Origin of the sequence: Streptomyces sp. NBC_01003 (assembly GCF_045162695.1) — a bacterium.
Taxonomy (GTDB): domain Bacteria; phylum Actinomycetota; class Actinomycetes; order Streptomycetales; family Streptomycetaceae; genus Streptomyces.
The window spans coordinates 1,309,400-1,332,618 of record NZ_CP108707.1 but is presented as its reverse complement, the minus strand read 5'-3'; the positions used below and the strand labels follow the sequence as shown (position 1 = coordinate 1,332,618).

Annotated in this window: 21 protein-coding genes and 3 pseudogenes; 15 read left to right on the top strand and 9 right to left on the bottom strand. The window is 70.2% G+C overall.

Annotation, left to right across the window (positions count from 1 at the left end; genetic code table 11):
- Nucleotides 1-24: 24 nt before the first annotated feature.
- Nucleotides 25-2,319 (bottom strand): FdhF/YdeP family oxidoreductase, encoded by a 2,295-nt coding sequence (locus tag OG698_RS06260; protein WP_406101943.1) that lies wholly within the window; start codon nucleotides 2,317-2,319, stop codon nucleotides 25-27.
- Nucleotides 2,320-2,838: 519 nt separating this feature from the next.
- Here OG698_RS06260 and moaA point away from each other — a divergent pair.
- From moaA to OG698_RS06225, 7 genes are all read left to right on the top strand, one after another.
- Complete coding sequence (moaA, locus tag OG698_RS06255; protein ID WP_406110877.1) at nucleotides 2,839-3,816, top strand: GTP 3',8-cyclase MoaA; 978 nt, start codon at nucleotides 2,839-2,841, stop codon at nucleotides 3,814-3,816.
- Nucleotides 3,817-3,899: 83 nt separating this feature from the next.
- Nucleotides 3,900-4,025: a hypothetical protein gene (locus tag OG698_RS06250; RefSeq protein WP_406101942.1), complete on the top strand. Its 126-nt coding sequence runs from the start codon at nucleotides 3,900-3,902 to the stop codon at nucleotides 4,023-4,025.
- 62 nt (nucleotides 4,026-4,087) lie between these two features.
- A complete protein-coding gene (locus OG698_RS06245; protein ID WP_406101940.1) occupies nucleotides 4,088-5,278 on the top strand; it encodes a molybdopterin molybdotransferase MoeA in 1,191 nt (396 codons plus the stop codon).
- A gap of 56 nt (nucleotides 5,279-5,334) precedes the next feature.
- Complete coding sequence (locus OG698_RS06240) at nucleotides 5,335-5,610, top strand: MoaD/ThiS family protein (RefSeq protein WP_406101939.1); 276 nt, start codon at nucleotides 5,335-5,337, stop codon at nucleotides 5,608-5,610.
- A gap of 83 nt (nucleotides 5,611-5,693) precedes the next feature.
- Complete coding sequence (locus OG698_RS06235; protein WP_399971347.1) at nucleotides 5,694-6,140, top strand: molybdenum cofactor biosynthesis protein MoaE; 447 nt, start codon at nucleotides 5,694-5,696, stop codon at nucleotides 6,138-6,140.
- A 320-nt stretch (nucleotides 6,141-6,460) separates the two neighbouring features.
- Nucleotides 6,461-7,156: a L,D-transpeptidase family protein gene (locus tag OG698_RS06230; protein WP_406101938.1), complete on the top strand. Its 696-nt coding sequence runs from the start codon at nucleotides 6,461-6,463 to the stop codon at nucleotides 7,154-7,156.
- Between the two features lie 99 nt (nucleotides 7,157-7,255).
- Nucleotides 7,256-8,986 carry a serine/threonine-protein kinase gene (locus OG698_RS06225; protein ID WP_406101937.1) on the top strand — a complete coding sequence of 577 codons (1,731 nt, stop codon included), beginning with the start codon at nucleotides 7,256-7,258 and terminating at the stop codon, nucleotides 8,984-8,986.
- A 27-nt stretch (nucleotides 8,987-9,013) separates the two neighbouring features.
- On the opposite strand, the gene OG698_RS06220 is transcribed toward OG698_RS06225, so the two are convergent.
- Nucleotides 9,014-9,436: a GNAT family N-acetyltransferase gene (locus tag OG698_RS06220; protein ID WP_406101935.1), complete on the bottom strand. Its 423-nt coding sequence runs from the start codon at nucleotides 9,434-9,436 to the stop codon at nucleotides 9,014-9,016.
- 407 nt (nucleotides 9,437-9,843) lie between these two features.
- Nucleotides 9,844-10,104: pseudogene (locus tag OG698_RS06215) on the bottom strand (short-chain dehydrogenase); the annotation flags it as partial.
- Here OG698_RS06215 and OG698_RS06210 point away from each other — a divergent pair.
- Nucleotides 10,103-10,291 (top strand): annotated as a pseudogene (locus OG698_RS06210) (ATP-binding protein); the annotation flags it as partial. The pseudogenes OG698_RS06215 and OG698_RS06210 overlap by 2 nt on opposite strands.
- 72 nt (nucleotides 10,292-10,363) lie before the next feature.
- On the opposite strand, the gene OG698_RS06205 reads toward OG698_RS06210, so the two are convergent.
- The gene (locus tag OG698_RS06205) at nucleotides 10,364-10,924 is read right to left on the bottom strand and encodes a universal stress protein (protein ID WP_406101933.1); all 561 of its coding nucleotides are present in this window, start codon (nucleotides 10,922-10,924) and stop codon (nucleotides 10,364-10,366) included.
- A gap of 328 nt (nucleotides 10,925-11,252) precedes the next feature.
- Between OG698_RS06205 and OG698_RS06200 the strand changes: the two genes are divergently transcribed.
- Both OG698_RS06200 and lysA read left to right on the top strand, forming a co-directional pair.
- A complete protein-coding gene (locus OG698_RS06200) occupies nucleotides 11,253-11,681 on the top strand; it encodes an SAV_915 family protein (protein ID WP_406101931.1) in 429 nt (142 codons plus the stop codon).
- Nucleotides 11,682-11,695: 14 nt separating this feature from the next.
- Nucleotides 11,696-13,033: a diaminopimelate decarboxylase gene (gene lysA, locus OG698_RS06195; RefSeq protein ID WP_406101929.1), complete on the top strand. Its 1,338-nt coding sequence runs from the start codon at nucleotides 11,696-11,698 to the stop codon at nucleotides 13,031-13,033.
- 115 nt (nucleotides 13,034-13,148) lie between these two features.
- Here the strand turns inward: lysA and OG698_RS06190 are convergent, their stop codons facing one another.
- A complete protein-coding gene (locus tag OG698_RS06190) occupies nucleotides 13,149-13,799 on the bottom strand; it encodes a TetR/AcrR family transcriptional regulator (protein ID WP_399971355.1) in 651 nt (216 codons plus the stop codon).
- Nucleotides 13,800-13,838: 39 nt separating this feature from the next.
- Here OG698_RS06190 and OG698_RS06185 point away from each other — a divergent pair, with 39 nt between their 5' ends.
- Nucleotides 13,839-15,290: an FAD-dependent oxidoreductase gene (locus tag OG698_RS06185; protein WP_406101927.1), complete on the top strand. Its 1,452-nt coding sequence runs from the start codon at nucleotides 13,839-13,841 to the stop codon at nucleotides 15,288-15,290.
- On the opposite strand, the gene OG698_RS06180 is transcribed toward OG698_RS06185, so the two are convergent.
- The 4 genes from OG698_RS06180 to OG698_RS06165 all read right to left on the bottom strand — a co-directional run bounded on the left by OG698_RS06180 (nucleotide 15,287) and on the right by OG698_RS06165 (nucleotide 18,255).
- Nucleotides 15,287-16,078, bottom strand: coding sequence for an SAM-dependent methyltransferase (locus OG698_RS06180; RefSeq protein ID WP_406101926.1), 792 nt, complete (start codon nucleotides 16,076-16,078; stop codon nucleotides 15,287-15,289). The two genes, OG698_RS06185 and OG698_RS06180, sit on opposite strands and share 4 nt — an antisense overlap.
- Before the next feature lie 244 nt (nucleotides 16,079-16,322).
- Nucleotides 16,323-17,468 (bottom strand): S1 family peptidase, encoded by a 1,146-nt coding sequence (locus OG698_RS06175; protein ID WP_406101924.1) that lies wholly within the window; start codon nucleotides 17,466-17,468, stop codon nucleotides 16,323-16,325.
- A gap of 185 nt (nucleotides 17,469-17,653) precedes the next feature.
- The gene (locus OG698_RS06170; protein ID WP_406101923.1) at nucleotides 17,654-17,779 is read right to left on the bottom strand and encodes a hypothetical protein; all 126 of its coding nucleotides are present in this window, start codon (nucleotides 17,777-17,779) and stop codon (nucleotides 17,654-17,656) included.
- The gene (locus tag OG698_RS06165; RefSeq protein ID WP_406101921.1) at nucleotides 17,776-18,255 is read right to left on the bottom strand and encodes a hypothetical protein; all 480 of its coding nucleotides are present in this window, start codon (nucleotides 18,253-18,255) and stop codon (nucleotides 17,776-17,778) included. The genes OG698_RS06170 and OG698_RS06165 overlap by 4 nt, the downstream gene beginning before the upstream one ends.
- Nucleotides 18,256-18,441: 186 nt before the next feature.
- Between OG698_RS06165 and OG698_RS06160 the strand changes: the two genes are divergently transcribed.
- From OG698_RS06160 to OG698_RS06145, 4 genes and pseudogenes are all read left to right on the top strand, one after another.
- Nucleotides 18,442-19,620: an ROK family protein gene (locus tag OG698_RS06160; protein WP_406101919.1), complete on the top strand. Its 1,179-nt coding sequence runs from the start codon at nucleotides 18,442-18,444 to the stop codon at nucleotides 19,618-19,620.
- A 139-nt stretch (nucleotides 19,621-19,759) separates the two neighbouring features.
- Nucleotides 19,760-21,580, top strand: coding sequence for an alpha-galactosidase D (locus OG698_RS06155; RefSeq protein ID WP_406101918.1), 1,821 nt, complete (start codon nucleotides 19,760-19,762; stop codon nucleotides 21,578-21,580).
- Between the two features lie 30 nt (nucleotides 21,581-21,610).
- Nucleotides 21,611-21,805, top strand: a pseudogene (locus tag OG698_RS06150) (hypothetical protein); the annotation flags it as partial.
- Nucleotides 21,806-21,921: 116 nt separating this feature from the next.
- On the top strand, nucleotides 21,922-23,136 hold the full coding sequence (locus OG698_RS06145; protein WP_406101917.1) for an SGNH/GDSL hydrolase family protein: 1,215 nt from the start codon (nucleotides 21,922-21,924) through the stop codon (nucleotides 23,134-23,136).
- Nucleotides 23,137-23,219: the final 83 nt, after the last annotated feature.

Sequence of the window (23,219 nt, the reverse complement as noted above, 5' to 3'; positions counted from 1 at the left end):
GCCGTGGGAGTGCCGGGTGTTGGGTCAGCTCGGAGTGCCGACGGGCTCCAGACGCACCACAACTCCCTTGGAAGTCGGGCAGTTGCTGATGTCGGCGACGCTGTCCAGCGGGACCAGGACGTTCGTCTCGGGGTAGTAGGCCGCGGCGGAGCCGGGGCTGGCCGGGTAGGCGACGACCTTGAAGTTCTCGGCGCGGCGTTCCCGCTCGTCGTGCCAGACGCTGACCAGGTCGACCATGTCGCCGTCCTCGATGCCGAGCAGCTTGAGGTCGGCGGGGTTCACCATCACGACACGGCGGGCGTTGTGGATGCCGCGGTAGCGGTCGTTGGGGGCGTACCAGATGGTGTTCCACTGGTCGTGCGAGCGCAGCGTCTGGAGCAGCAGGTGACCCTCCGGCACGTGCGGCATCGTGAAATCGTTCTGCGTGAACACGGCCTTTCCGCTGGGGGTGTTGAAGACGCCGCGGTTGGCCGGGTTGGGCAGGTTGAAGCCGCCCGGCTCGGACACACGCTCGTTGAAGTCCTCGAAGCCCGGGATCACGCGGGAGATCCGGTCGCGGACGGTGCCGTAGTCGTCCTCGAAGCCCTGCCACGGGATGCCGTACTTGTCGCCGATGGTCGCGAGAGCCATGCGGCTGATGATGGCGACCTCGCTGAGCAGGTCCGGGGAGGCCGGCGGCAGCTTGCCGCGGGAGGCGTGCACGTCGCTCATCGAGTCCTCGACGGTGATGAACTGCTCGCCGGTGGCCTGGAAGTCCTTGTCGCTGCGGCCCAGGGTGGGCAGGATCAGCGCGGTCTCACCGCAGACCGTGTGGGAACGGTTGAGCTTCGTCGAGACGTGGGCCGTCAGGCTGCAGTTGCGCATCGCCTGCTCGGTGACCTCGCTGTCGGGGGTGGCCCGTACGAAGTTGCCCGCGACGCCGAGGAAGAACTTGGCGCGCTTCTCGTACATGGCGCGGATGCCGTCGACGGCGTCCAGACCGTGGTGAGCGGGCGGCGTGAAGCCGAACTCCTTGCCCAGGGAGTCCAGGAACTTCTGCGGCATCCGCTCCCACACGCCCATCGTGCGGTCGCCCTGCACGTTGCTGTGGCCGCGCACCGGGCACGCGCCCGCACCGGGCTTGCCGATGTTGCCGCGCAGCATGAGGAAGTTGATGACTTCGCGGATGGAGGGGACGCCGTGCTTGTGCTGCGTAAGGCCCATCGCCCAGCACACGATGACCGACTTGGCGTTCAGGACGCGCTCGAAGACCTCGTCGATCTCCTCACGGGAGAGGCCGGTGGCGTCGTAGATGTGCTCCCACGTGACCTGGCGCGCGTGCTTCTCGAAGGCCTCGTAGCCGATGGTGTTCTTCTCGATGAAGGCGTGGTCGATCACCGTGCCCGGGTTGGCGTCCTCGGCCTCCAGGAGCAGCAGGTTCAGGGCCTGGAACAGGGCGAGGTCGCCGCCGGCCCTGATGTGCAGGAACTGGTCGGCGATCTGCGTGCCCTTGCCGATGATGCCGCGCGGGCGCTGCGGGTGCTTGAAGCGGAGCAGGCCGGCCTCGGGGAGCGTGTTGACGGCGACGATCTTGCCGCCGTTGCGCTTGGTCTCCTCCAGGGAGGACAGCATGCGGGGGTGGTTGGTGCCCGGGTTCTGGCCCACGACGAAGACCAGATCGGAGTTCTCCAGGTCGTCGAGCGAGACCGTGCCCTTGCCGATGCCCAGGGTCTCCGACATCGCGGAGCCGCTGGACTCGTGGCACATGTTGGAGCAGTCCGGCAGGTTGTTGGTGCCGTACGCGCGGGCGAAGAGCTGGAGGAGGAACGCGGCCTCGTTGTTGAGGCGCCCCGAGACGTAGAACAGGGCCTCGTCGGGGGAGGTGAGCTGCTTGAGCTCCTTGGCGAGGATGCCGAACGCCTCGTCCCAGCCGATCGGCTCGTAGTGGGTCGCGCCGGGGCGCTTGACCATCGGCTCGGTCAGCCGCCCCTGCTGGTTGAGCCAGTAGTCGGACTTGGAGTCCAGCTCGGCGATGGAGTGCTCGCGGAAGAAGTCACGGGTGACGCGGCGCGAGGTGGCCTCGTCGTTGATGTGCTTGGCGCCGTTCTCGCAGTACTCGTTCATGTGCCGCTTGCCCGGCGCGTGCTCGGGCCAGGCACAGCCGGGGCAGTCGATGCCCTTGGCCTGGTTGATGTTCAGCAGCGTCAGCATGGTGCGGCGCGGGGACGTCTGGCTGAGGGAGTACTCCAGCGCGTGCGTCACGGCGGGGAGACCCGTCGCCCAGGTCTTGGGCGGCGTGACCGTCAGGTCGTCGATCGGGTCCTCGATGCTGCTGCTCATGATCTGGTCTGCCTCTTTCTTTCATGCACCTGGGCGGACGGGTCCCCGGGAAACGGCCGCCTGTTCTCCGTGTTCACTTCTACCGCGGTTTACTTGTGTGCGCCGGATACGTTTACGCGTCATCGCCGCGAGAGAAGCTTCCTGCAATCCGCGTGGTGCGTCAAAGAGGCATTTCCGATCACCTGATAGGTGCCGCTTATCAAGGCGCTTTCCCTTGTCCTGCCTGGGGTTCGAGGCTCGATAACCTCGACCGATGATGCCATCGAGAGCCCCTCTTTGACTTCTTGGGGAAAGCTTTCCATGATGATCGATAAGTGGGGAAGAAGTGGAGTGAGGAAAGGCTTCGGATTCCGACCCCTGGATCATTCGCGAACTTTGGTCTCTAATGTTTCACCAACCCCGGTCACCGGTATTTCATGGGAGGGCGCAACCGTGCTTGATCACAGCGACGAGCCGACCGAGACCGGTCAGTTCCGGCGCCACCGCGCGGAGCGCCTTCCGGCCGTTCCGTCGCCCCTCGTGGACCGCTTCGGCCGGGTCCACACGGACCTGCGGGTCTCGCTGACCGACCGCTGCAATCTGCGCTGCACGTACTGCATGCCGGCCGAGGGGCTGAACTGGCTGCCTCGTGCCGAAGTCCTCACCGACGACGAGGTCGTACGCCTGGTCCGCATCGGCACCGAGCGCCTCGGGATCACCGAGGTCCGGCTGACCGGCGGGGAGCCGCTGCTGCGCAGGGGCCTGCCCGGCCTGGTGGCCCGTCTGTCCGCCCTGGAGCCGGCTCCGGAACTGTCGATCACCACCAACGGCATAGGCCTGGCACGCGGCGCCGACGCACTGCGGGAGGCTGGGCTCGGCCGGGTCAACGTCAGCCTCGACACCCTGCGCCCGGAGCGGTTCGCCGAGATCACCCGGCGCGACCGGATCAAGGACGTACTGGCCGGACTCTCGGCCGCCCGGGACGCGGGTCTGAACCCGGTGAAGATCAACGCGGTGCCGGTGCGGGGAGTCAACGACGACGAGATCGTCGACCTGACCGCGTTCGCGGCTGAGAACGGATACCACATGCGGTTCATCGAATCGATGCCCCTGGATGCGCAGGGAGCTTGGGACCGGGACCGGATGGTCACGGCCGCGGAGGTCCTGGAGCGGCTCGGCGAGCGCTTCGAACTGGTGCCGGTCGGGCGGCAGGACAACGCGCCCGCGGAGGAGTGGCGGATCGTGGGCAGCGAGGCGCTGGTAGGTGTCATCGCCAGTGTCACCCGCCCGTTCTGCGGCACGTGCGACCGCGTGCGGCTGACGGCGGACGGGCAGTTGCGCAACTGCCTCTTCGCCACTGAGGAGTCCGACCTGCGGGCTCTGCTGCGAGGCGGCGCCGACGACGCGACGGTGGAGGCGGCCTGGCGGACCTCGGTCGGCCGCAAGGGCCCCGGCCACGCGATCAACAGCCCGGAGTTCCGCCGCCCGGAACGCCCGATGTCGGCCATCGGCGGCTGACGGGCCCCATTTCAGGAGCCTCCGAGGCAGACAAGAGGCAGTCAAGAACGAACAAGAGGCAGACAAGAACGAAGGTGAGCTGGATGCGTACATGGATCGAGGACGTCAAGTCCGAACTCGACGTCGACCTTGACGTCGCGAACCGCAAGCTGACGGCGCCGGCCGAACGCTGGGCTGCCGAGCCCGAGAACAGCGCGGGCACCGCATGACCCCGGCAGGCGCGCACACCCTGGACGGCACGGGCGCAGTGCGAGTGGCAGCAGAGTCCCACATGACCTGGGACCAGGCCCGGCGGATCGCCCGGGACTGCGTCGGACAGCCGCTGCCCGTCGTCACCCGATCCCTGGCGGACGCGCTCGGTCACGCTCTCGCCGAACCGCTGACGGCGCTCACCGATCTGCCGCCGTTCGACACGTCCGCGATGGACGGCTGGGCCGTGGCCGGACCGGGACCGTGGCTGGTGGGCGGCGCCGCCGTCCTCGCCGGCGACCGGTCCGCGCCGCTCCGCGACTACGGCACCGCCGTTCCCATCGCCACCGGCGCCCGGCTGCCGACGGGCGCAACGGCCGTACTGCGGAGGGAACATGGGGAGTTCGACGCCGAGAGTGGCACGCTGCGCGATCGCTCCACCGGGCCCGGCTCGGTGGCTCCGGGCCGTGACATCCGGCCGCGTGGCCAGGAGTGCCGTGCGGGCGAGGCGCTGATCCCGGCCGGCATCACGGTGACCCCGGCCGTGCTGGGACTCGCGGCGGCGGCCGGGTACGACCGGCTCGCCGTACACCGCCGCCCGACCGTCGAACTCCTGGTACTCGGCGACGAGTTGCTGGAGGCCGGCCTCCCCCGGCACGGGCGGGTACGCGACGCGCTCGGACCCATGCTGCCGCCGTGGCTGAGAAGTTGCGGCGCCGACGTGATCGGGCGCCGCCGGGTGGCGGACGACTTGGGGCTGCTGCGGGAGGCCGTACACAACTCGCCCGCCGATGTCGTCGTCACCACCGGCAGCACCGCCGCCGGCCCGGTGGACTTCCTGCACGCCACCCTCGAAGAGGCGGGCGCCAGCCTGCTCGTCGACTCCGTCGCCGTACGGCCCGGCCACCCCATGCTGCTCGCCGAGCTGCCGCCCACCCCCGACGGTCGGACTCGCCGGCTGGTCGGCCTGCCCGGCAACCCACTTGCCGCCGTCGCCGGCACGGTGACGCTCGCCGCGCCGCTGCTGCGGCACCTCGGCGGGCACCCGGACGCGGAACCCTGCCGGATGCGCGCCGCCACCGAGCTGCCAGGCCACCCGCGGGACACCCGGCTGCTGCCGGTGCAACGCACGCACCACGAAGTGGCACCGCTCCCGTTCGACGGCCCGGCGATGCTGCGCGGCCTCGCGTTCGCCGACGGCCTCGCGGTCATCCCGCCCGGCGGGGTGCCCGCCGGGGCCACCGCGGAAGTCTTCGAGGTGCCGGGACAGTGACCGCGTGGGGACAGCCGAACGTAGACCGGAGCAACTCGACAACAGGAGGCACAGCCGTGGCGACGCCGACGACGCCGGCCGGAACCATCCGCTACTGGGCGGCGGCCAAGGCCGCGGCCGGTACGGCCCAGGAGCCCTACCGCGCGGCGACACTCGCGGAGGCGCTGGAACAAGTCCGTTCCCGGCACGACGGCCGTCCGCGGTTGGCGCGGGTGCTCGGCTACTGCTCGTTCCTTGTGGACGGCCGCCCGGTCGGCGGGCGCGACCACGCTTCGGTCCACCTCGCCGAAGGGGGAACGGTCGAGGTACTGCCTCCGTTCGCCGGCGGCTGATCCCCCCCAACTCGCCACGCACAAGCCGGAGTTCACGCCGCCCCTGCACGCACCGCAACGCCCCCCAACCCCAGGAACGAACCATGCCGCACATCCCGGACCCCTCCGGCCACCCCGTTCAACTGCTCGCACTGCGCGACACCCCGCTCTCCCTGGACGAGGTGTACGAGGCCGTGGGCGATGCCACCGCCGGAGGCACCGCCGTCTTCGTCGGAACCGTGCGCAACCACGACGGCGGCAGGTCGGTGGATGCCCTCGAATACAGTGCCCATCCCGCCGCCGAGAGCGAGTTGCGCCGGGTCGCCGAGAAGGTCGCCGCCGACTTCCCGGTCAGCGCCCTCGCCGCCGTCCACAGGACGGGCCGTCTGGAGATCGGCGACGTCGCGGTGATCGCGGCGGTCTCCTGCCCGCACCGTGCGGAGGCCTTCGCCGCCTGCGCCCGCCTCGTCGAGGACCTCAAGCACGAGGTGCCCATCTGGAAGCACCAGTTCTTCTCGGACGGCGACGAGGAGTGGGTCGGCGCCTGCTGACGCGCCGCCGCTGCTCAGTATGGGTGTGGAGCATCCGCAACCGGCTCCGGGGAGTCGTGACCGGGATCGCCCGGCCCGCCGCGCGGGACACCCGGCCGTCACAAAGGGTCGCGCTGCCGCTACGACAAGGCGGGAGCGCCCATGTCAGGACAGTCCGAAGCGACGCTCGTGGTCGCCGCGCTCCTCACCAGCGAAGAACTCGGAATTGTCACCATTGGGTCCCAGCCCGAGCAACGCCACAACCTGAGCGACCCGAGACCGGTCTACCTGGCAGAGAAACGCTTCGAGCGCATCGAGCGCCCTGCAAGGAAAGGCCCACCATGGGGGACATACGCAGACGGGGAGCCGTCGCACTGGGGATCACCGGACTCGTCGCACCGCTGACGCTCGCGCTGGGCGCCGCGCCCGCGCAGGCCGCGAGCTGCACGACATCGACCGGTCCCTATCAGAAGCAGGTGGAGGGGTTCCTCGGCCGGCCGGTCGACGGAAAGCAGTCCGCCGCGGACTGCAAGGCTGTCCAGGCCTTCCAGAACAAGCACGGCATCAGCCCGAACATCGGCTACGCGGGACCCGTCACGTGGGGCGTGATGGACCTGATGAACAAGCAGAAGGCCGTCGGCGGCAATCCCAACAAAGACGGCAAATGTCCCGTCAACAAGGGGCGCATCGCCTGCGTGAACCTGACGCTTCAGCTCAGCTGGATCCAGGACGGCAAGAACCTCGTCTACGGGCCGGTGCCGGTCCGCACCGGCCGAAACGGCTACGAGACCCGCACCGGCCTGAAGAAGATCTACTGGCGGCACATCGACCACGTGTCGAGCATCTACAACGTGCCCATGCCCTACAGCCAGTTCTTCGACGGCGGCCAGGCCTTCCACTCGGTCGGCGTGAGCATGTGGAACCCGCCCGGCTCGCACGGCTGCGTGAATATGACCAGTACCACCGCGAAGAAGTACTGGTCCCTGCTGAAGACGGGTGACGACGTCTACGTCTACGGCCGCAAGCCGGGCACCTGAGCCCAGCGGCCGGCCGCGAGTTCCCCGCTGTTCCCATTCCCCTAGTCTTATGCCTTCCAGGTACGGGAATTGACGAACAGTCACGGAACGGAGCGTGCGGTGACGTCGGGGGAAAAGAACGGCAGCGAGCTGATCGGCAAGGTACTCGGGGGGCGTTACCGGGTCACCTCGATGATCGGGCGCGGCGGCATGGGGGTGGTCGCGCGGGCGGTGGACGAGCTGCTCGACAGAGAGGTCGCTGTCAAGATCCTCAGAGCCTTCACCGACTCCTCCGCGTCCGATCTGGCCGGTCTGCGGGTCCGCATGCAGCGGGAGGCGCAGGCCGCCGCCCGTATCCGCCACAACGGAGTGGTCACGGTGCACGACGTGACAGAGGAGGACGGCCTGCCGGTCATCGTCATGGAGCTGGTCGACGGGCCTTCGCTCGACGACGTGCTCACCGAGCGCGGCGCGCTGGAGCCGCACGAGGCGGCCGCGATCGGTGCCAAGCTGATGGACGCGCTCGACGCGGCGCACCGGGCGGGGGTGCTGCACCGGGACGTCAAGCCCGGGAACGTACTGCTCGAAGACGGCGGCCGCGTCGTGCTCACCGACTTCGGCATAGCCAGCATGGAGGCCGCGGGCGACGACGCCATGGACAAGCTGACCCGCAGCGGCCAGCTCGTCGGCTCCCTCGACTACCTGCCCCCGGAGCGCGCGCAGGGCAAGGAGCCGGGCCCCGCGTCGGACATCTGGTCGCTCGGCATGACGCTGTACGCGGCCGTCGAGGGCACGTCGCCGTTCCGCCGTACGTCGGTGTGGTCGACGCTGGCGGCGATCGTGAACGAGCCGCTGCCCGAGTCGGGGCGGGCGGGGGCGCTGGCGCCGGTGCTCAGGGCGCTGATGGCGAAGGACCCGGAGAGCCGGCCGGATGCGGGCCAGGCGCGGGAGATGCTGGAGCGGGTGGCGGCGGGCAGCACGGTGAGCTTCGGGCCCCCGGCCCAGGCGCAGGCCCAGGGTGCTGTCCCCGCGCCGCATGCGGTTCATCAGTCCGGGCCCGGGTTCGGATCTCCTGCCGCGCCGTACCCTCAGCCTCCGCAGGGCGGCGGCCACCCGGCGCCGGGCCTGGCCAGCACCCTTCCCCAGTCCGGCGAGCCCACCGTGGGACGGGCGGCGGGCCGCGCCTCCGGCCGCGCCCGGCGCCGCAGCCGTGCCGTCATCGCGTCGACGGCCGCGGCCGTGGTGATCGCGGGCGGCGGCATCACGTACGCCCTGGTGGGCACCGGCGACGACACGAAGTCGGACGAGGCCCGGACGGCGCCGACGCGTTCCGGTGCCTCGCAGGTCAGCGATCTGCCGAGCAGGGGCAGCGTGGGTGGCGGCAAGAAGTCGCCGAGCGCCTCGTCGTCGGCGACCTCGCAGGCGCCGTCTCGCACACCGTCGCAGCAGCCGAGTGAGGCGGGGGACGAGGGCGCGGGCGACACGGACAACGGCGGCGGGTCGTCGGCGCGACCGAGCAGCGACGGCGGTGCCACGGCCTCGCAGCCGCCGGCCCCTCCGACGTCCAAGCCGAGCTCGGTGTCGAAGAGTTGCAGCGGCTGGACCCACCGCGACCCGAACCCGGGCACGTACGGCTACATGTCCGGCAGCTACCACATCGTGACCGGGCCGTACCAGACGTGCTCGTCCGTCGCCCTGGCCGAAAACGGCTCCAAGCTCTGGTACCACTGCTCGGTCGTCAACGCATACGGCCACAACTGGACGTACGTGCGGGTGGCGGGCACGAACACGTCGGGCTGGATGTCCAACGACAACCTCACCAACCAGTCGGGGGCGTCGACGCGCTGCTGAGAGCGTCCCTCCCGTACTGAGGCCTGTTCATGCAGTGAGCCGGCGGTGTCTCGCGGGGCTCCCGGCCGAGTGGTGGACGTACTCGTGGACCAGGCGGAAGCCGGCAGTCCAGGCGAGCAGCCGACTGGCGCGGTTGAGGACCGAGCAGTTCCAGGTGGGCGTGTGGCCGCGTGCGGTGATGTCCGCGCACAGGGCCGTCACACAGGCCAGGGCGAGGCGGTGGCGGCGGTGGTCCGGGGCTGTGAACACCGCCACCTCCTCGTGGTGGGTACCGCGGAAGTACGTACAGGCGATGGCGAGCAGTTGGCCTTTCCTGTCCGTGGTGGCCCAGCCGTGACCGGAGGTGGCGAGGCCCGGCGGACCGCCCCAACTCGTGTGGATCCAGGCCGCGTCGGGGCCGAGCGCGTGCACGGCGTCGGCGTCGGCGGGTTCGAGTCGGCGCAGGGTCACGCCGCGGGGTGTGGTGACGGGCTGGGGTTCTGCCCGCAGGGTCCACACCATCCGTTCCCAGGGAGTGAGCCGGTCGAAGGCGGCGCCGAGGGTGGGCAGGAAGCCGGTCGGGGCGTCGATGTAGTGGTTCGCCAGTGGCGCCAGGGCTTCGGGCGCGAGAACGTCCGGCGCACCCCGCAGCAGGGCGTGTCCGGCGCAAGGAAACGGCGATCGCGCGCGGGCGGATCGCTCGGTCCGCCCACCATCGGCCGATGCCGGTGGCGAGGGCGTGCTCGCCGACGGCAGCCGGGCCCGGGGAGTCCGGGGGGAACCAGTCCGTGAGGGCGGGCAGCTGGTGGGGCGCGAGTTCGATCATCTCGCGGGCACGCGTCGGCATGGTCGGCAACTCCGTCGTCAGTGGGGGAAGTTCACGCTGTCCGGCCGATCAGCAGGTCTGCGAGCCTGTTGAGGCGTCGTACCGTGCGGCCCTCCGTCGCGGCCGGGGCCGGATCCACCTGCGTGTCGCGGTCGTAGTAGGCGCCATTGACGATTTCGACCGCCGGGTCACACAGGCGCACCACATGGCCGGCGCCTTCGGCAGGCGTCACGCCTTCGTGGGCGTAGAGCGGGAGAAGCGCGGTGTCGCAGACGCCCGGGTGTACGGAGACAGCGGTGACGCGCGGGTCGGCGAAGGAGCGCATCTTCGAGCCCTTCCAGCGTTACGGCGACGCCCCGCGCGGCGCCGGTGTCGGCCTGGGCCTCGCGGTCGCGCGTGGCTTCGCCGAGGCCATGGGCGGCACCCTCGACGCCGAGGACACCCCCGGCGGCGAACTCACCATGGTGCTCGGTGTGCGGATGGCGCCGGCGCAGGAGCCGGAGCAGTCCGACCTGTCGGTCACCCCCTGGACAGGCAGCACTCTTCCGGAGTCGAGGCCCCGTCGGCCGGGTTCAGGCCTCGGGCCGTACGGACTCGTCGGCCAAGTGTCGTGCGTCCAGGCGCAGTCGCCAGGTGTTGCGGCGATGCGCACTGGTCAACTCCGCCTCCAGCGGGGACGGCGGCACCGCGAGAACCGGGCAGCCGGCGTGGGCGAGGCAGTAGCGGCTCACCGAGCGGGAGAAAGCGCGGTGGCAACGACTTCGCCGGCCGGCGCCGACGACCAGGATGTCGTCCTCGCCGTCGGCGATCTCCACCAGCGCCCGGCCCGGGGTGCCTCGCGCGACAAGGGCGCTCACCGGGACGCCGGGGCCGGTGCTGCCGAACGCGTCGTCGAGCGCGGTGAGCAGGTTCCGGCACGCCATGCGCCGCCAGTCGTCGAGCAGCACGTACGACGACGAGGAGCGGCGGGCGGCAAGATCCCCGCCCGGCGGCTCCCAGGCCAGGACGGGCCACAGCGCGGCACTCCGGCGCCGGGCCTCCACGGCCGCCCGGCACAGAGCGGTGAGGCTGCCGAGGGAGCCACTCACCCCCACCACGACACGAGCGGCTGTGGGGGCGCCGGAACCAGACATGACTTCACCGTTCTTCATTCGCACGCGCCCACGGACGGTTTCCCGCGGGCAGTCCTGAGGGTCGGTTCCATCTCACTCCTGGTGCGGGGCCTTCGGACAGCCCGAACGCCACTTCTTGGCGCTCCTCTGACGGGTGTCTCCACCGTCGATCGCTCCTCGCGTCAGCGTCCCGTATGCGTCGGCCCGCTCACCGTCAGCGTCCCGTTATGAGGTATCGGTGAGCGGGAGTGGGCGGGCATAGCTTCAGCGGTGAGCCCCGGGCAGCCGCCGGCGTCCGGGGTCTCGATCCCCGCACGTGAATCACCCCGGATCCTCCAGGAGGCATCCCATGGCACAACCCTCGTACCCCGAAGACCCGGAGCCTCTTGATCGGTTCCCGGCCGGACCGTTGTTCGTTCCGGTCCGGCCGGGACCGACAGGATGCGCGGCCCGGCTCTTCCGTACCCCCCTCGGCGACCGTACGGCCGTCGGCTTCACCTCGGAGCGGAAGCTGACCGCGACGCTCGGTTCCGAGCAGCCGTGGATCAGGCTCGCCGAGCCCGCGCTGCGTGCGCTGGCGGCGCCGCTGGGAGTCACCACGGTCACCGTGGACCCCCAGTTCTCGGCGCCGGCTCCCGCGCCCGCCAGGCCCGTCGCCTCCGTGCCGGACGGGGTCTCCCGTTCACGCGTGAACACATGGGATCCGCAGGCCGTCGGGGTACTGCGGGTGACCGGCGCCGCCGCGCTCGTCTCGGCGCTCGCTCTGTGGATCGGTTGAGAGGGAAACACACGATGACCACTGTTCACGAACCCGCAGTCACCACCGCCACCGCCGACGAGTTGTCGGTGTGGCCCGCCTCCACCACCGAGCCCCACCCGGGCGACCTGGCCGTGGGCGGCGTACCGCTCGCCGGCGTCGCCGACCGCTTCGGCACCCCCGCCTACGTACTCGACGAGGGCGAGGTACGCGAGCGCTGTCGCACCTACCGGCACGCATTCCCCGACGCCGAAGTCCTCTACGCGGCCAAGGCGTTCCTGTGCCGGGCCATGGCCCACTGGGTGGACGACGAGGGTCTTGGGCTCGACGTCTGTTCGGCCGGTGAGCTGGAACTCGCGGTCACCACCGGGTTCCCGCCCGAGAGGATAATGCTGCACGGCAACGCCAAGTCCCCGCACGACCTGGAGTTCGCGCTGCGCCTGGGCGTCGGGCGCATCGTGATCGACAGCCCCTCCGAGATCGCCCGGCTGGCCGCCGCGGTAGGGCCCGACGGACATCAGAAGGTCATGGTCCGCGTCGTGCCCGCGATCAGCGCCGGTGGCCACGAGAAGATCCGCACCGGAACCGACGACCAGAAGTTCGGCCTGTCGATCTCCGACGGCTACGCCCAGCACGCCATCGCCCGCATACTGGACCAGCCGCAGCTCGAACTCACCGGCCTGCACTGCCATTTGGGCTCGCAGATAACCACCGTCAAGCCGTATCTGGCAGCCGTGCGGCGCATGGTGGGGCTGATGGCCCGGCTGCACGAGCAGCACGGCCTCGTCCTGCCCGAACTCGACCTGGGCGGCGGACACGGAATCGCGTACCGGCCGGGTGAACAGGCCCTGGACGTCACCACCCTGGCCCGCAAGGTCCGGGCGGAGCTCGTCGGGGCGTGCGCGGCGGCCGGACTCACCGTGCCCCGCCTGATCATCGAGCCGGGGCGTGCCATCGCCGGACCGGCCGGTGTCGCCCTCTATCGGGTACTCGCCGTCAAGCGCACCGGTGCACACACCTTCGTGGCCGTGGACGGCGGCATGAGCGACAACCCTCGGCCGGCGCTGTACGGCGTGCGCTACGCACCCCGTCTGATCGGCCGTCACAGCACCGCGGACCGGACGGCGATGACCGTGGTGGGCCGCCACTGCGAGGCCGGAGACGTCCTGGCCACCGACGTCGAACTCCCCGCCGACGTACACCCGGGAGACCTGCTCGCGGTGCCCGTGGCCGGCGCCTACCACCTGTCCATGGCGTCCGGCTACAACCTGGTCGGCCGCCCGCCGGTGGTCGCCGTGGACGGCGGACGCGCCCGCCTGCTGGTCCGTCGCGAGTCCCTGGACGACATCCGCAGCCGCGACGTGGGGCTGTAGACGCCGGTCCTCCTGTACAGCCTCCGGTCGAGTGACGGCCGGCCCTCGACCGGAGGCCCCCAACCACCCCTGCCTCCCGCGGCCGCGAACCCTTCGCCACCACCGCGGGAATGGCTCAGGCCATCCCGTAGCGCGCTTCGATCCCCGCGATCACCAGGGCGAGACCGTCCTCGAAGTGCTGCTCGTAGTCCTCGAAGATCTCCGCGCCCGCCGCGGCCGACAGGGGGAAGTCGGCCATCCGGCGGGCGCGTTCGTCGATGTCGTACCCCTCGCGGCGCTCGCCCGGCAGGGGCTGGACGCCCTGCTCCTCGGTGACGAAACCGAGGGTGTACATGTACGCGGTCGTGGTGGCCCGCACCGCCTGGGTGAGCGTGAATCCGGCGCCGGTGAACAGGCGCAGCGTCCGCTCCATCTCGACCGCGTGCAGCGTGCCGGTGAAGCGCGAGCCGCTGAAGACCTTGGCGCCGTCGCGGTGGCTCAGGAGCGCGGTACGCAGTCCGCGGTTCGACGTCAGCAGGCGCTCCCGCCAGGTGGCGTCGGGTGTGAGCGGGTCGTCGGCCGTCATGCGGCGGTACATCTCCGTCGCCATCTCGTCCAGCAGCTCCTGCTTGTTCTTGAAGTGCCAGTAGAGCGCGGGCGCCTGGACGTTCAGCTCCTTGGCGATGGCGCGGAGCGTGAGGCCGTCGAGGCCGACGTCGTTGAGCAGGCGCAGCGCGGTGTCGACGACCTGCGTCTTGTCCAGCTTGGGGGATCTCTGGGTAGCCACACTTGACAGTTTAACGCCGTTAAGCGCATGCTGCGAAGCATGGAACTTAACGACGTTAAGGAGCTTGTCGTGGGCACCCGTACAGACACCATCACGCACACCGAGGTCCTCATCGTCGGCGCCGGTCCGACCGGCCTCGCCCTCGCTGTCGACCTCGCCCGGCGCGGGGTCGACGCCCTCGTCGTCGAGCGCGCCGACGCGCTCTTCCCCGGGTCGCGCGGCAAGGGGATCCAGCCGCGCACGAGGGAGGTCTTCCACGATCTCGGCGTGCTGGACGCGATCCACGCAGCCGGTGGCCCCTACCCCGTCGGCGTGATCTGGCAGGACGGCACGCGGGTCGGCGAGCACAGGATGTTCGACCCGGCGGAGGCGAGCGACGACTCCCCGTATGCCGACCCGTGGATGGTGCCGCAGTGGCGCACGCAGCAGATCCTGTTCGAGCGGCTCATGCAGCTCGGCGGCCGGGTGGAGTTCGGCCGCGAGCTGGTGGCGGTGGAACAGGACGCGGACACGGTGACCGCGCACTTCGCCGCCGGAGACCCGGTCCGCGCGCGGTACGCCGTCGCCGCCGACGGTGGCCGCTCGACCGTGCGCCGCGCGCTGGGCATCGGCATGACCGGCGAGACCGTCGACCCGCACCCGATGCTCGTGGCGGATGTGCGCATCACCGGCCTCGACCGCGACAACTGGCACGTCTTCCCGCCCCGCGAGGGGAGCGACGGCTTCCTCGCGATCTGCCCGCTCGCCGGCATCGAGGACTTCCAGGTGACCGCGCAGTTCCCCGAGGGAACCGTGCCCGACGTCTCCCTCGACGGCATCCGCAAGGTCGTCGCCGCGCGTTCCCATCTCACGCCCGAGGATGTGACCGAAGTGCGCTGGGCCTCGGACTTCCGACCGCGGGCCGCGCTGGCCGACCGCTTCCGCGCCGGGCGCGTCCTCCTGGCCGGGGACGCCGCGCACGTCCACTCGCCGGCCGGCGGCCAGGGGCTGAACACCAGCGTCCAGGACGCGTACAACCTGGGGTGGAAGCTGGGCGCGGTGCTGCGCGACGGCGCCCCGGAGTCCCTCGTCGAGACGTATGAGGAGGAGCGTCGTCCGGTCGCCGCGCACATGCTCGGTATTTCGACGGGCGTGCACCGCGGGGAGATCCGCCGCGGCGAGGCGACCCGTCAACTGGGCCTGGGCTACCGGGAATCGTCCCTCGCGGTGGACACCCGCACGACCGCGGGGCCGGTCCGCTCGGGAGACCGGGCGCCGGACGGAACGGTGGACGGCGTCCGCCTCTTCGACACCTTCCGCGGCCCGCACTGGACGCTGCTCACGGTGGGCACGGACACCGAACTCCCTGAGCTCGGCGTCCCCACCGTCCGGATCCCGGCGTACGAGGCGTACGGCGCGGGCGTGTACCTGGTGCGGCCCGACGGCTACGTGGGGTGGGCGGGCGACACCGCCGACGGACTCGCGGAGTATGCGCGGAAGTCGGGTCTTTAGGGCAGGCGAGCGACCCCGACGTAGAAGCCGCTCGGCTCCGCCTCGGGCGCGGGCGCGGGCGAGTCCTTGTACCACTGGGTCGCCGTCACGAGACCCGGATCCACCAACTCAAGACCCTCGAAGAACGGCTCGACCTCGGCCCGCGTACGCATCCGCAACGGGATCTCGCCCTGCCGGTACGTGTTCTTCACCGTCTTCGCGAGGTGCGGGTGCTCATCGGTGGTGCCGTGGGAGAACACGAAGTAACTGCCCGAGGGCAGAGCCTCGATGAGGGTTCGCGCGAGGGCGTACGGGTCCTCCTCATCGGTGATGAAGTGCATCAGGGCGAGCATCGACAGCGCGACGGGCCGGGTGAAGTCCAGGAACGTACGGGCGTGGTCGAGGATGACCTTGGGCTGACGGACGTCTGCCTCGATGTAGTCGGTCGCCCCCTCAGGCGTGCTGACCAGCAGCGCCTCCGCGTGCCGCAGCACGATGGGGTCGTTGTCGGTGTACGCGACCCGCGCCGACGGCAGGATGCCCTGCACGATCTGGTGCAGGTTCGGCTTCGTCGGGATGCCCGTGCCGACGTCGAGGAACTGGTCGATGCCGTTGCCCGCCAGCCAGGCCGCCGCACGGTGCATGAACGCGCGGTTGCGCCGGGCACTGAGGCGGGACTCCGGAGGCAGTTTCTCCGCCACTTCCTGATCGACCGGATAGTTGTCCTTGCCGCCCAGCAGCCAGTCGTAGACACGCGCCGGGTGGGCCCTGCTCGTGTCGATGCGGCTTCCGGAGGACTGTGCCGTCATGCGTGACTCCAGCGTGTACTAGATCGCTGACCGACTCACCGGGACCGCTGCGCGCACCCTGGGTCAGGCCGTGAAGGACCTTGCGATTATGTCACTGGCCAAGCCGTCGCGCAGAGCTGTCAGTGAGGGGCGTGGGGGCCATCTCGCGTGCGGTGAAGGCACGTTGGGGCAGAAATGCGGGGGACTCGGTACGGCGGGGTGGTGCTTCCGACGCCGTACCGAGCCCGGCCCCTCGGTGCGGCGGTCAGGCCGTGGTCAGCGTCAGGCCGTACCGGTTGAGGATCTCGTTGATCGGCTGGTACCAGGTCTCACCGCCGCCGGAGCAGTCGCCCCAGCCGCCCGAGGTGACACCCTGGGCCTGGTCGCCGCTGATGAACGAGCCGCCCGAGTCGCCCGGTTCGGCGCACACGTTCGTCTTGGTCATCTCGTGCACCGCGCCCTGGCTGTAGTTCACGGTCTCGTTCTTGGCCAGCACATTGCCGCAGTGCCAGTGCGAGGTGGAGCCCGAGCGGCAGATGGACGCGCCGATCGGGGCCTCGGCCGAGCCGCGCACCAGCTGGTCCGGGACAGTGCCCCAGCCGAGGACCACGGGGACGGTCCACCAGCCGCTGCCCACGTTGACCCAGGCGTAGTCGTTGTCCGGGAACGACGACCCCTGGAAGTTGCCGATGTACGAACCGTCCCAGCCGTTCACTGCGGCGCCGGCGCCGCTGCAGTGGCCGGCCGTGACGAATCCGCCGTTCACCGAGAAGCCGATCGAGCAGCGGACGTTGCCCGTGTAGTAGGGGTCGCCTCCGACCGTGCCGGCGGCGAGGGTGCGGGGTGCGTGGGCCGTCTTCTCGACGGTGACAGGGCCGGCCTCGCGGGCCTGCGCGAGGAAGCGCTTGACATCGTTGTCGCCCTGCCGTCCGGCCAGGGTCTCGATCACGATCCGGTTGGACGCCGGATCGACGTGCCAACTTGCCACGCCCTTGGGTGCCTTGAGGGCGTCGATGCGTTCCTTGGCCGCGTCGAGCTGTTTGGCGCTGTACTTCACCAGCTTGGCCTCGGCGCCCGTCGACCGTACGGCCGCGGCCTTGTTCCGGTCGGTGACGGCCACGGTCAGGCGGCCGCTCTCCGGTGTGAACCAGGCGCCGCCGTAGGACGATCCGGCCGCTCGCCGTGCCTTTCCTTCGACGGACGTGGCCTTCTTCTCCGCGCTCAGCCGAGCCTCGGCCTGGCTCTTGGTGAGGCCGAAGTCGCGCTGCATGGCGGCGAGCATGGGCCCGGAGGCCGGTGCCTTCTCGTCCGCGGGGGTGGTGGCACCGGCGGAGGCCGGTACGAACCCGGCGGACACTCCGGCGACCAGTAATGCGGACAGGGTGATGCGCAGGGATTTCGTGCGTCTCATGGGGTTGGCCCTTCGTTGTTCCAGCATCGTGGGGGTGGAACAGCAAAGCCTGGGAGCGCTCCCAGGAAATGCCCGCTGGGGAGCCTATCGAAGGATCATGGGCAGGTCCATGCCAATGCGACGCCCTGCTGATACGCCCAGCCGAGACCGGACTCGTGCGGGGGCTCGGGCCTCCGTCTCGCGGATCAGCGCACGGCCGCGCTGGACCAGTCGCCGGGCGGCAGGTCGAGGTGCATTCCGTACGCGGTGCGTACGGCGGCATGGTGCACGGAGGCGGTGCGTGCGTCGTGGTAGCGAGTTTTGTGGATCAATACCCTTGGGTGGACGGGCAGTTGAGGGCTTCAGTGACGGGAGGCGCGCAGCCACGCGAGCAGCAGGGTCTCCGTGGCGTCCCGACGCGGAGTACTGCACCACCGAGGGTGTGTCGTCGGAGGGAGGCGACAGGCGGTCCAGCCTGCCGTGCTGCCCGAGATGGCGCACGTTGTTGTAGTCGGCCACCAACGCGGCCGTCTCCCGCGGTTCGCCCTCCGGCCATCGCGTGAGATCGCCGCCGGTGCCCGGCGCTCCGGCCATGGCGACGTGGAAGCGGAACCGCAGTGGCACCGTGCGCCCTGTCAGCTGGTTCGGCAAGTCCGTCACCACGGCTGCTCGACTCGATCCGGAGCGTGGGATGGTCCGCGCGGGGGCGGTCGATCACGCCCTGGAGGTTGCGTACGTACGCGGGTCCCAGGCGGTCGGTGCCGTCCTGCCGGCGGGGCCGGCCCGCCTCGCTGAACGCACGGTTCATGTCCCACTTGAGGGAGTCGATGCCGTGGTCGCCAACGAGGCGGGAACCCGACCGAATCCTTGGATCATGTATCAATCCCCCTTGCGTATCTGGCATTTGGAGGTTTCCGCTGCCTCAAAGAGAGTGCACAGGCGATTCCTGTTTCTTTCATTGACAGCGGAAAATAAGGGGCCTAGGTTCCCGGCCATGCGCTCGACTTCCCTCACCGAGGCGTTCCCGGCCCACACGCCGGCCGCTTCCCAGATCTTCACCACCGTGCTGTCCCACGGCCCGCTCACCCGGTCGGAGATCGCCGGGCGGACCCGTCTCTCGGCGGCGGCGGTGACGAAGGCGGTGCGGCCGCTGATCGAGTCCGGCTATCTCCTGGAGGACGTCGACGAGGACGCGCGGCAGCCGTCTCTCGGGCGGCCCGCCAACCCGGTGCGGGTCGACGGCGGACGGGCGCTGTTCATCGGGGTCAAGGTGACGGGCGACGAACTCATCGCCGTACTCGCCGACTTGTGCTGCCGCATCAGGATCGCCCGGCATGTCTCGCTCACCTCCCGTGACCCCAAGTCGGTCCTCGCCTCGATCGCGGGACTCGTGCAGGAGCTGCTGACCGAGGCGGACGGCTTCGGCGTGCAGGTGCAGGGCCTGGGCATCGCGGTCTCCGGTGACGTCGACCGGGCGGCCGGCGCGGTGCGCTACTCGCCCTTCCTGGAGTGGCGCGACGTCGGCCTCGCCGAACTGGCCGGGATGACAACAGGGTTGCCAGTCACCGTGGACAACGACGTCCGGGCGCTGACCGTCGCCGAGCAGTGGTTCGGAGCCGGCGTGGGCCTGTCCGACTTCGCGGTGGTGACCGTCGGAGCCGGTATCGGCTGCGGCCTCGTGGTGCACGGCCAGGTGGTGGCGGGGGCGAACGGAGTGGCCGGCGAGATCGGGCACGTGGCGATCGACCCGGCCGGACCCCTCTGCCACTGCGGAAACCGTGGCTGCGTCGAGGCGATCGCCGCGGACTCCGCCATCGTCAGCCAGGTCCGGGAGGTGACGGGTGTGCACGTGGCCGACGCTGCCGAGGCCCTGGAGCTGGCCCACGGCGGTGACCCCGGAGCGCGGGAGGTGTACGCGCGAGCGGGTGAGGCGATCGGACGCGGCATCGCCACGGTGGCCAACCTCCTGGGCCCCGAGCGCGTGATCATCTCCGGCGAGGGCCTGGCGGCGTACGACCTCTTCGCCGAGCAGATCCGCGAGGCGTTCACCGTGGCGGCCTTCGGCTCCGCCGCCCGCTGCGACCTGCGAACCCACCCCCTGCCCTTCGAGGAGTGGGCGCGCGGTGCCGCGGCTACCGCGATCCAGTCCTTCATCACAGCGGACACGCACTGACGTTCAGACGCGTGCTGAAGACCGGACAGGCACTGACAGCCGGCGACGCCCCGAAGTTTCGACGCGCACCGAAGACCGACAACTGCCCGCAGCACGGCCCCAACCACCCCCGCTCACACCGTCCTTGGAGGTCCGACCCATGCGGTCATCCTCGTACTCCGTCATGCCCGGAGCAGCCCGCTCCGGCCGCCGCACCCCCCTCAGAGCCCTGGTCGTCCTCGCCTTCTCAGCAGGCCTCGTGACGACCGTCCCGGCGGCCCAGGCCGACACCACCACTCCCACTGAGCCGGCGGCCAAGCCGTACATGGGCTGGTCGAGCTGGAGCATGCAGTCGTCGAAGTACCCGGGCCTCAACCCGGACGGCGACTACAGCTACCTCACCGAGGCGAACGTCCTCAAGCAGACCGACGCCATGGCGTCGAAGCTCAAGAAGTACGGCTACGAGTACATCAACATCGACGCCGGCTGGTGGCGCGACAAGACCTGGAAGCCCGAGTTCGACGAGAACGCGCGCCAGAAGGCGGACCCGGACCGCTTCCCGCACGGAATGAAGTCCGTCGCCGACCACATCCACGCCAAGGGCCTCAAGGCGGGCATCTACCTCCCGGCCGGCCTGGAGAAGGAGGCGTACGGCGAGGGCAAGACCCCCATCGCGAACACCGGCGACTGCACCACCGCCGACATCGTCTACAGCGACCTGCGCACCACCAACGGCTGGGACAGCGCCTACAAACTGGACTTCTCGAAGCCGTGCGCGCAGAAGTACGTCGACTCCCAGGCGCAGCTCGTCGCGGACTGGGGCTACGACTTCCTCAAGCTCGACGGCGTCGGCCCCGGCTCCGGCAAGAGCGGCGACCAGTACGACAACGTCGCCGACGTGGCCGCCTGGAACAAGGCCATCGCCGCCGCCGGACGCCCGGTCCACCTGGAGATCTCCTGGTCCCTCGACATCGGGCACGCCGCCGACTGGAAGAAGTACTCCAACGGCTGGCGCATCGACACGGACGTCGAGTGCTACTGCAACACGCTGGTCAGCTGGGAGAACTCCGTCGACGACCGCTGGGACGACGCTCCGGGCTGGACGCGGCACGGTGGTCCCGGCGGCTGGAACGACCTCGACTCGCTCGACGTCGGCAACGGAGAGATGGACGGGCTGACCAAGGCGGAGCGACAGAGCTACGCGACCCTGTGGGCCATCGCCAAGTCCCCGCTCTACACCGGTGACGACCTGACCAAGCTGGACGGCTACGGCATCTCCCTGCTGACCAACCGCGAGGTCATCGCCCTGAACCAGGGGAGTACGCCTCCTGCCCGGCCGGTCACGCCCTCGGACCCTCAACAGGTGTGGGCCGCGAAGAACGCGAACGGCAGCTACACGGTCGCCCTCTTCAACCTCTCCGACGCCCCGGCCTCCGTCACCGCCGACTGGACGTCCCTCGGCTTCACCGGCAGGGCCGACGTCCGGGACCTGTGGAACCACAAGAACCTCGGTACGTACAAGAACAAGGTGACGCGGGCCCTGCCCGCGCACGGCTCGCGCCTGTTCACGGTCACCCCGAACGGCGCCGCCGTGACCTGGAAGGGTCACGAGGCCGAGGCCCCGGCCAACACCCTCAGCGGCAACGCCTCCGTGGGGGACTGCGGCGCCTGCTCCGGCGACCACAAGGTCGGCAACCTCTACGGCGGCGGCAAGCTCCGCTTCAACGACATCGACGTGGACAAGGCCGGCACATACATGGTCAAGGTCGCGTACATCAGCGGTGACGCCCGCTCGGCCGACGTCTCCGCGAACGGCAACGGCGCCACACGTCACAAGTTCCCGTCCACCGGGGACTGGGGGAGCGTCGAGACCGTCAGCGTGCCCGTCACCCTCAAGGCCGGCAGCAACACGATCACCTTCGACAGCGGCTCCGGCTACGCACCGGACATCGACCGTATCGACGTACCCAAGTCGTCCTGACCTGTCCGCCCTTCCCCTTGGAGCCGCACGATGGACGCCACCCTCCCGACCGATCCACCGGACAGACTCCCCGGCAGACGCGGCCTGCTCTCCCTCGCCGCGGCGGCCGGAGCCGTCACCGCACTCGCCGGCCTGGCCGCCTCCACCGCCTCTTGCGCCCCGCAGCGCCCCACCGGGTCCCCCGCCCTGCCCGTCGGCAACGGCCGTCTGGGCGCGCTTGCGAGCAGAGGGACGACGTCGGTGCCGTACGGCGGGATGTCACGGAAGATGAGCCTGAATCCGGGCGAGGCCACGGTCCTGAGGGAGTTCGGCCGGTGAGGGCCGAGAGGGGGCAATCGGTCATGCCCAGTGGGCTGTTCGACCTGTGGCGTCGCCTCGCCGCCATCACGGTCACGCTACTGATCGCCGCCGCATGGGCACCCGAAGTCGCCCATGCCGGCCCGGCGGCCGCCCGCCACGACGTGATCACCTGGGGCGCGAGCGCCGACCGCATGGGTGACGCAGTGCCCGATCACAGCTACCGCCTGATCGTGCACACCAGCGTCGGCGGGGACGGCCTGCGCATCCGGCTCTCCAACGCCTTCGGCGACCAACCGGTGACCTTCGACAGCGCCTACGCCGGCCTTCAGCGCGAAGGCGCGGAACTGGTCCCCGGCAGCAACCGACATCTGACCTTCGGCGGGGCGCGCTCCGTCACCGTGCCCGCGGGCGACACCACGTACAGCGACCCGTTGCCCGGGCGGCTGCCCGCCGCGACCACGTTGGTCGTGAGCCTGCACACCGCGCAAGCGGCGGGTACGGCGACGGGCCACTCCATGGCCATGCAGACGTCGTACGCGGCCACCGGCGACCACGCCTCCGAGGAAGGCGCGGACAACTGGACCGAGCAGATCGGCTCCTGGTTCTACCTCGACTCCGTCACCGTGCGGACCGGCGCGGAGACGGGGGCCGTCGTGACGCTCGGCGACTCCATCACCGACGGCTGGCAGTCGACCACCGACCTCGACCGGCGCTGGCCCGACTACCTGTCCCGCCGGTTGCAGTCGGCGGACGACCTGTCGGTCAAGGGGGTTGCCAACGAAGGTATTTCGGGGAACAAGGTGCTCGCGGACGGCGCCGGGCAGAGCGCGTTGAACCGACTTGAGCGCGATGTGCTCTCGCACCCCGGAGTGCGTACCGTGTTCCTCTTCGAGGGCGTCAACGACATCAAGGCCCACACGGGCGTCACGGCCCAGGACATGATCGACGGCTATCGCACGATCGCCGAACGGGCCCATGCGGCAGGGAAGTGCGTCGTCGGCGCCACCATCGCGCCGTTCAAGGGCTGGTCCGAGTGGGACCCCGCGGCCGAGTCCGTACGCCTTCAGGTCAACGAATTCATCAGGGACAGCGGCGAGTTCGACGCGGTGACCGACTTCGACCGCACCCTGCGCAGCCCCTACGACCACGAGCGAATCCTCCCGTTCTTCGACGGCGGCGACCACCTGCACCCCAATGACAAGGGCATGCAGGCGATGGCCGACTCGGTCAACGTCAGCGACCTGACCGCCTGTTGACGACGGCACGGACTCTTCATCACTGCGCCACACAGCTGGGGTTCGCTGGGCAACTGAGGCGCGGATGATGACGAGGGCATGTC

Bases quoted from the DNA above. Each gene is read 5' to 3' on its own strand.
- OG698_RS06260 (WP_406101943.1), bottom strand. From the start codon at position 2,319: ATGAGCAGCAGCATCGAGGACCCGATCGACGACCTGACGGTCACGCCG.
- OG698_RS06250 (WP_406101942.1), top strand. From the start codon at position 3,900: ATGCGTACATGGATCGAGGACGTCAAGTCCGAACTCGACGTCGACCTT.
- OG698_RS06245 (WP_406101940.1), top strand. From the start codon at position 4,088: ATGACCTGGGACCAGGCCCGGCGGATCGCCCGGGACTGCGTCGGACAG.
- OG698_RS06235 (WP_399971347.1), top strand. From the start codon at position 5,694: ATGCCGCACATCCCGGACCCCTCCGGCCACCCCGTTCAACTGCTCGCA.
- OG698_RS06230 (WP_406101938.1), top strand. From the start codon at position 6,461: ATGGGGGACATACGCAGACGGGGAGCCGTCGCACTGGGGATCACCGGA.
- OG698_RS06205 (WP_406101933.1), bottom strand. From the start codon at position 10,924: ATGTCTGGTTCCGGCGCCCCCACAGCCGCTCGTGTCGTGGTGGGGGTG.
- OG698_RS06200 (WP_406101931.1), top strand. From the start codon at position 11,253: ATGGCACAACCCTCGTACCCCGAAGACCCGGAGCCTCTTGATCGGTTC.
- lysA (WP_406101929.1), top strand. From the start codon at position 11,696: ATGACCACTGTTCACGAACCCGCAGTCACCACCGCCACCGCCGACGAG.
- OG698_RS06185 (WP_406101927.1), top strand. From the start codon at position 13,839: ATGGAACTTAACGACGTTAAGGAGCTTGTCGTGGGCACCCGTACAGAC.
- OG698_RS06180 (WP_406101926.1), bottom strand. From the start codon at position 16,078: ATGACGGCACAGTCCTCCGGAAGCCGCATCGACACGAGCAGGGCCCAC.
- OG698_RS06175 (WP_406101924.1), bottom strand. From the start codon at position 17,468: ATGAGACGCACGAAATCCCTGCGCATCACCCTGTCCGCATTACTGGTC.
- OG698_RS06165 (WP_406101921.1), bottom strand. From the start codon at position 18,255: ATGAACCGTGCGTTCAGCGAGGCGGGCCGGCCCCGCCGGCAGGACGGC.
- OG698_RS06160 (WP_406101919.1), top strand. From the start codon at position 18,442: ATGCGCTCGACTTCCCTCACCGAGGCGTTCCCGGCCCACACGCCGGCC.
- OG698_RS06155 (WP_406101918.1), top strand. From the start codon at position 19,760: ATGCGGTCATCCTCGTACTCCGTCATGCCCGGAGCAGCCCGCTCCGGC.
- OG698_RS06145 (WP_406101917.1), top strand. From the start codon at position 21,922: ATGCCCAGTGGGCTGTTCGACCTGTGGCGTCGCCTCGCCGCCATCACG.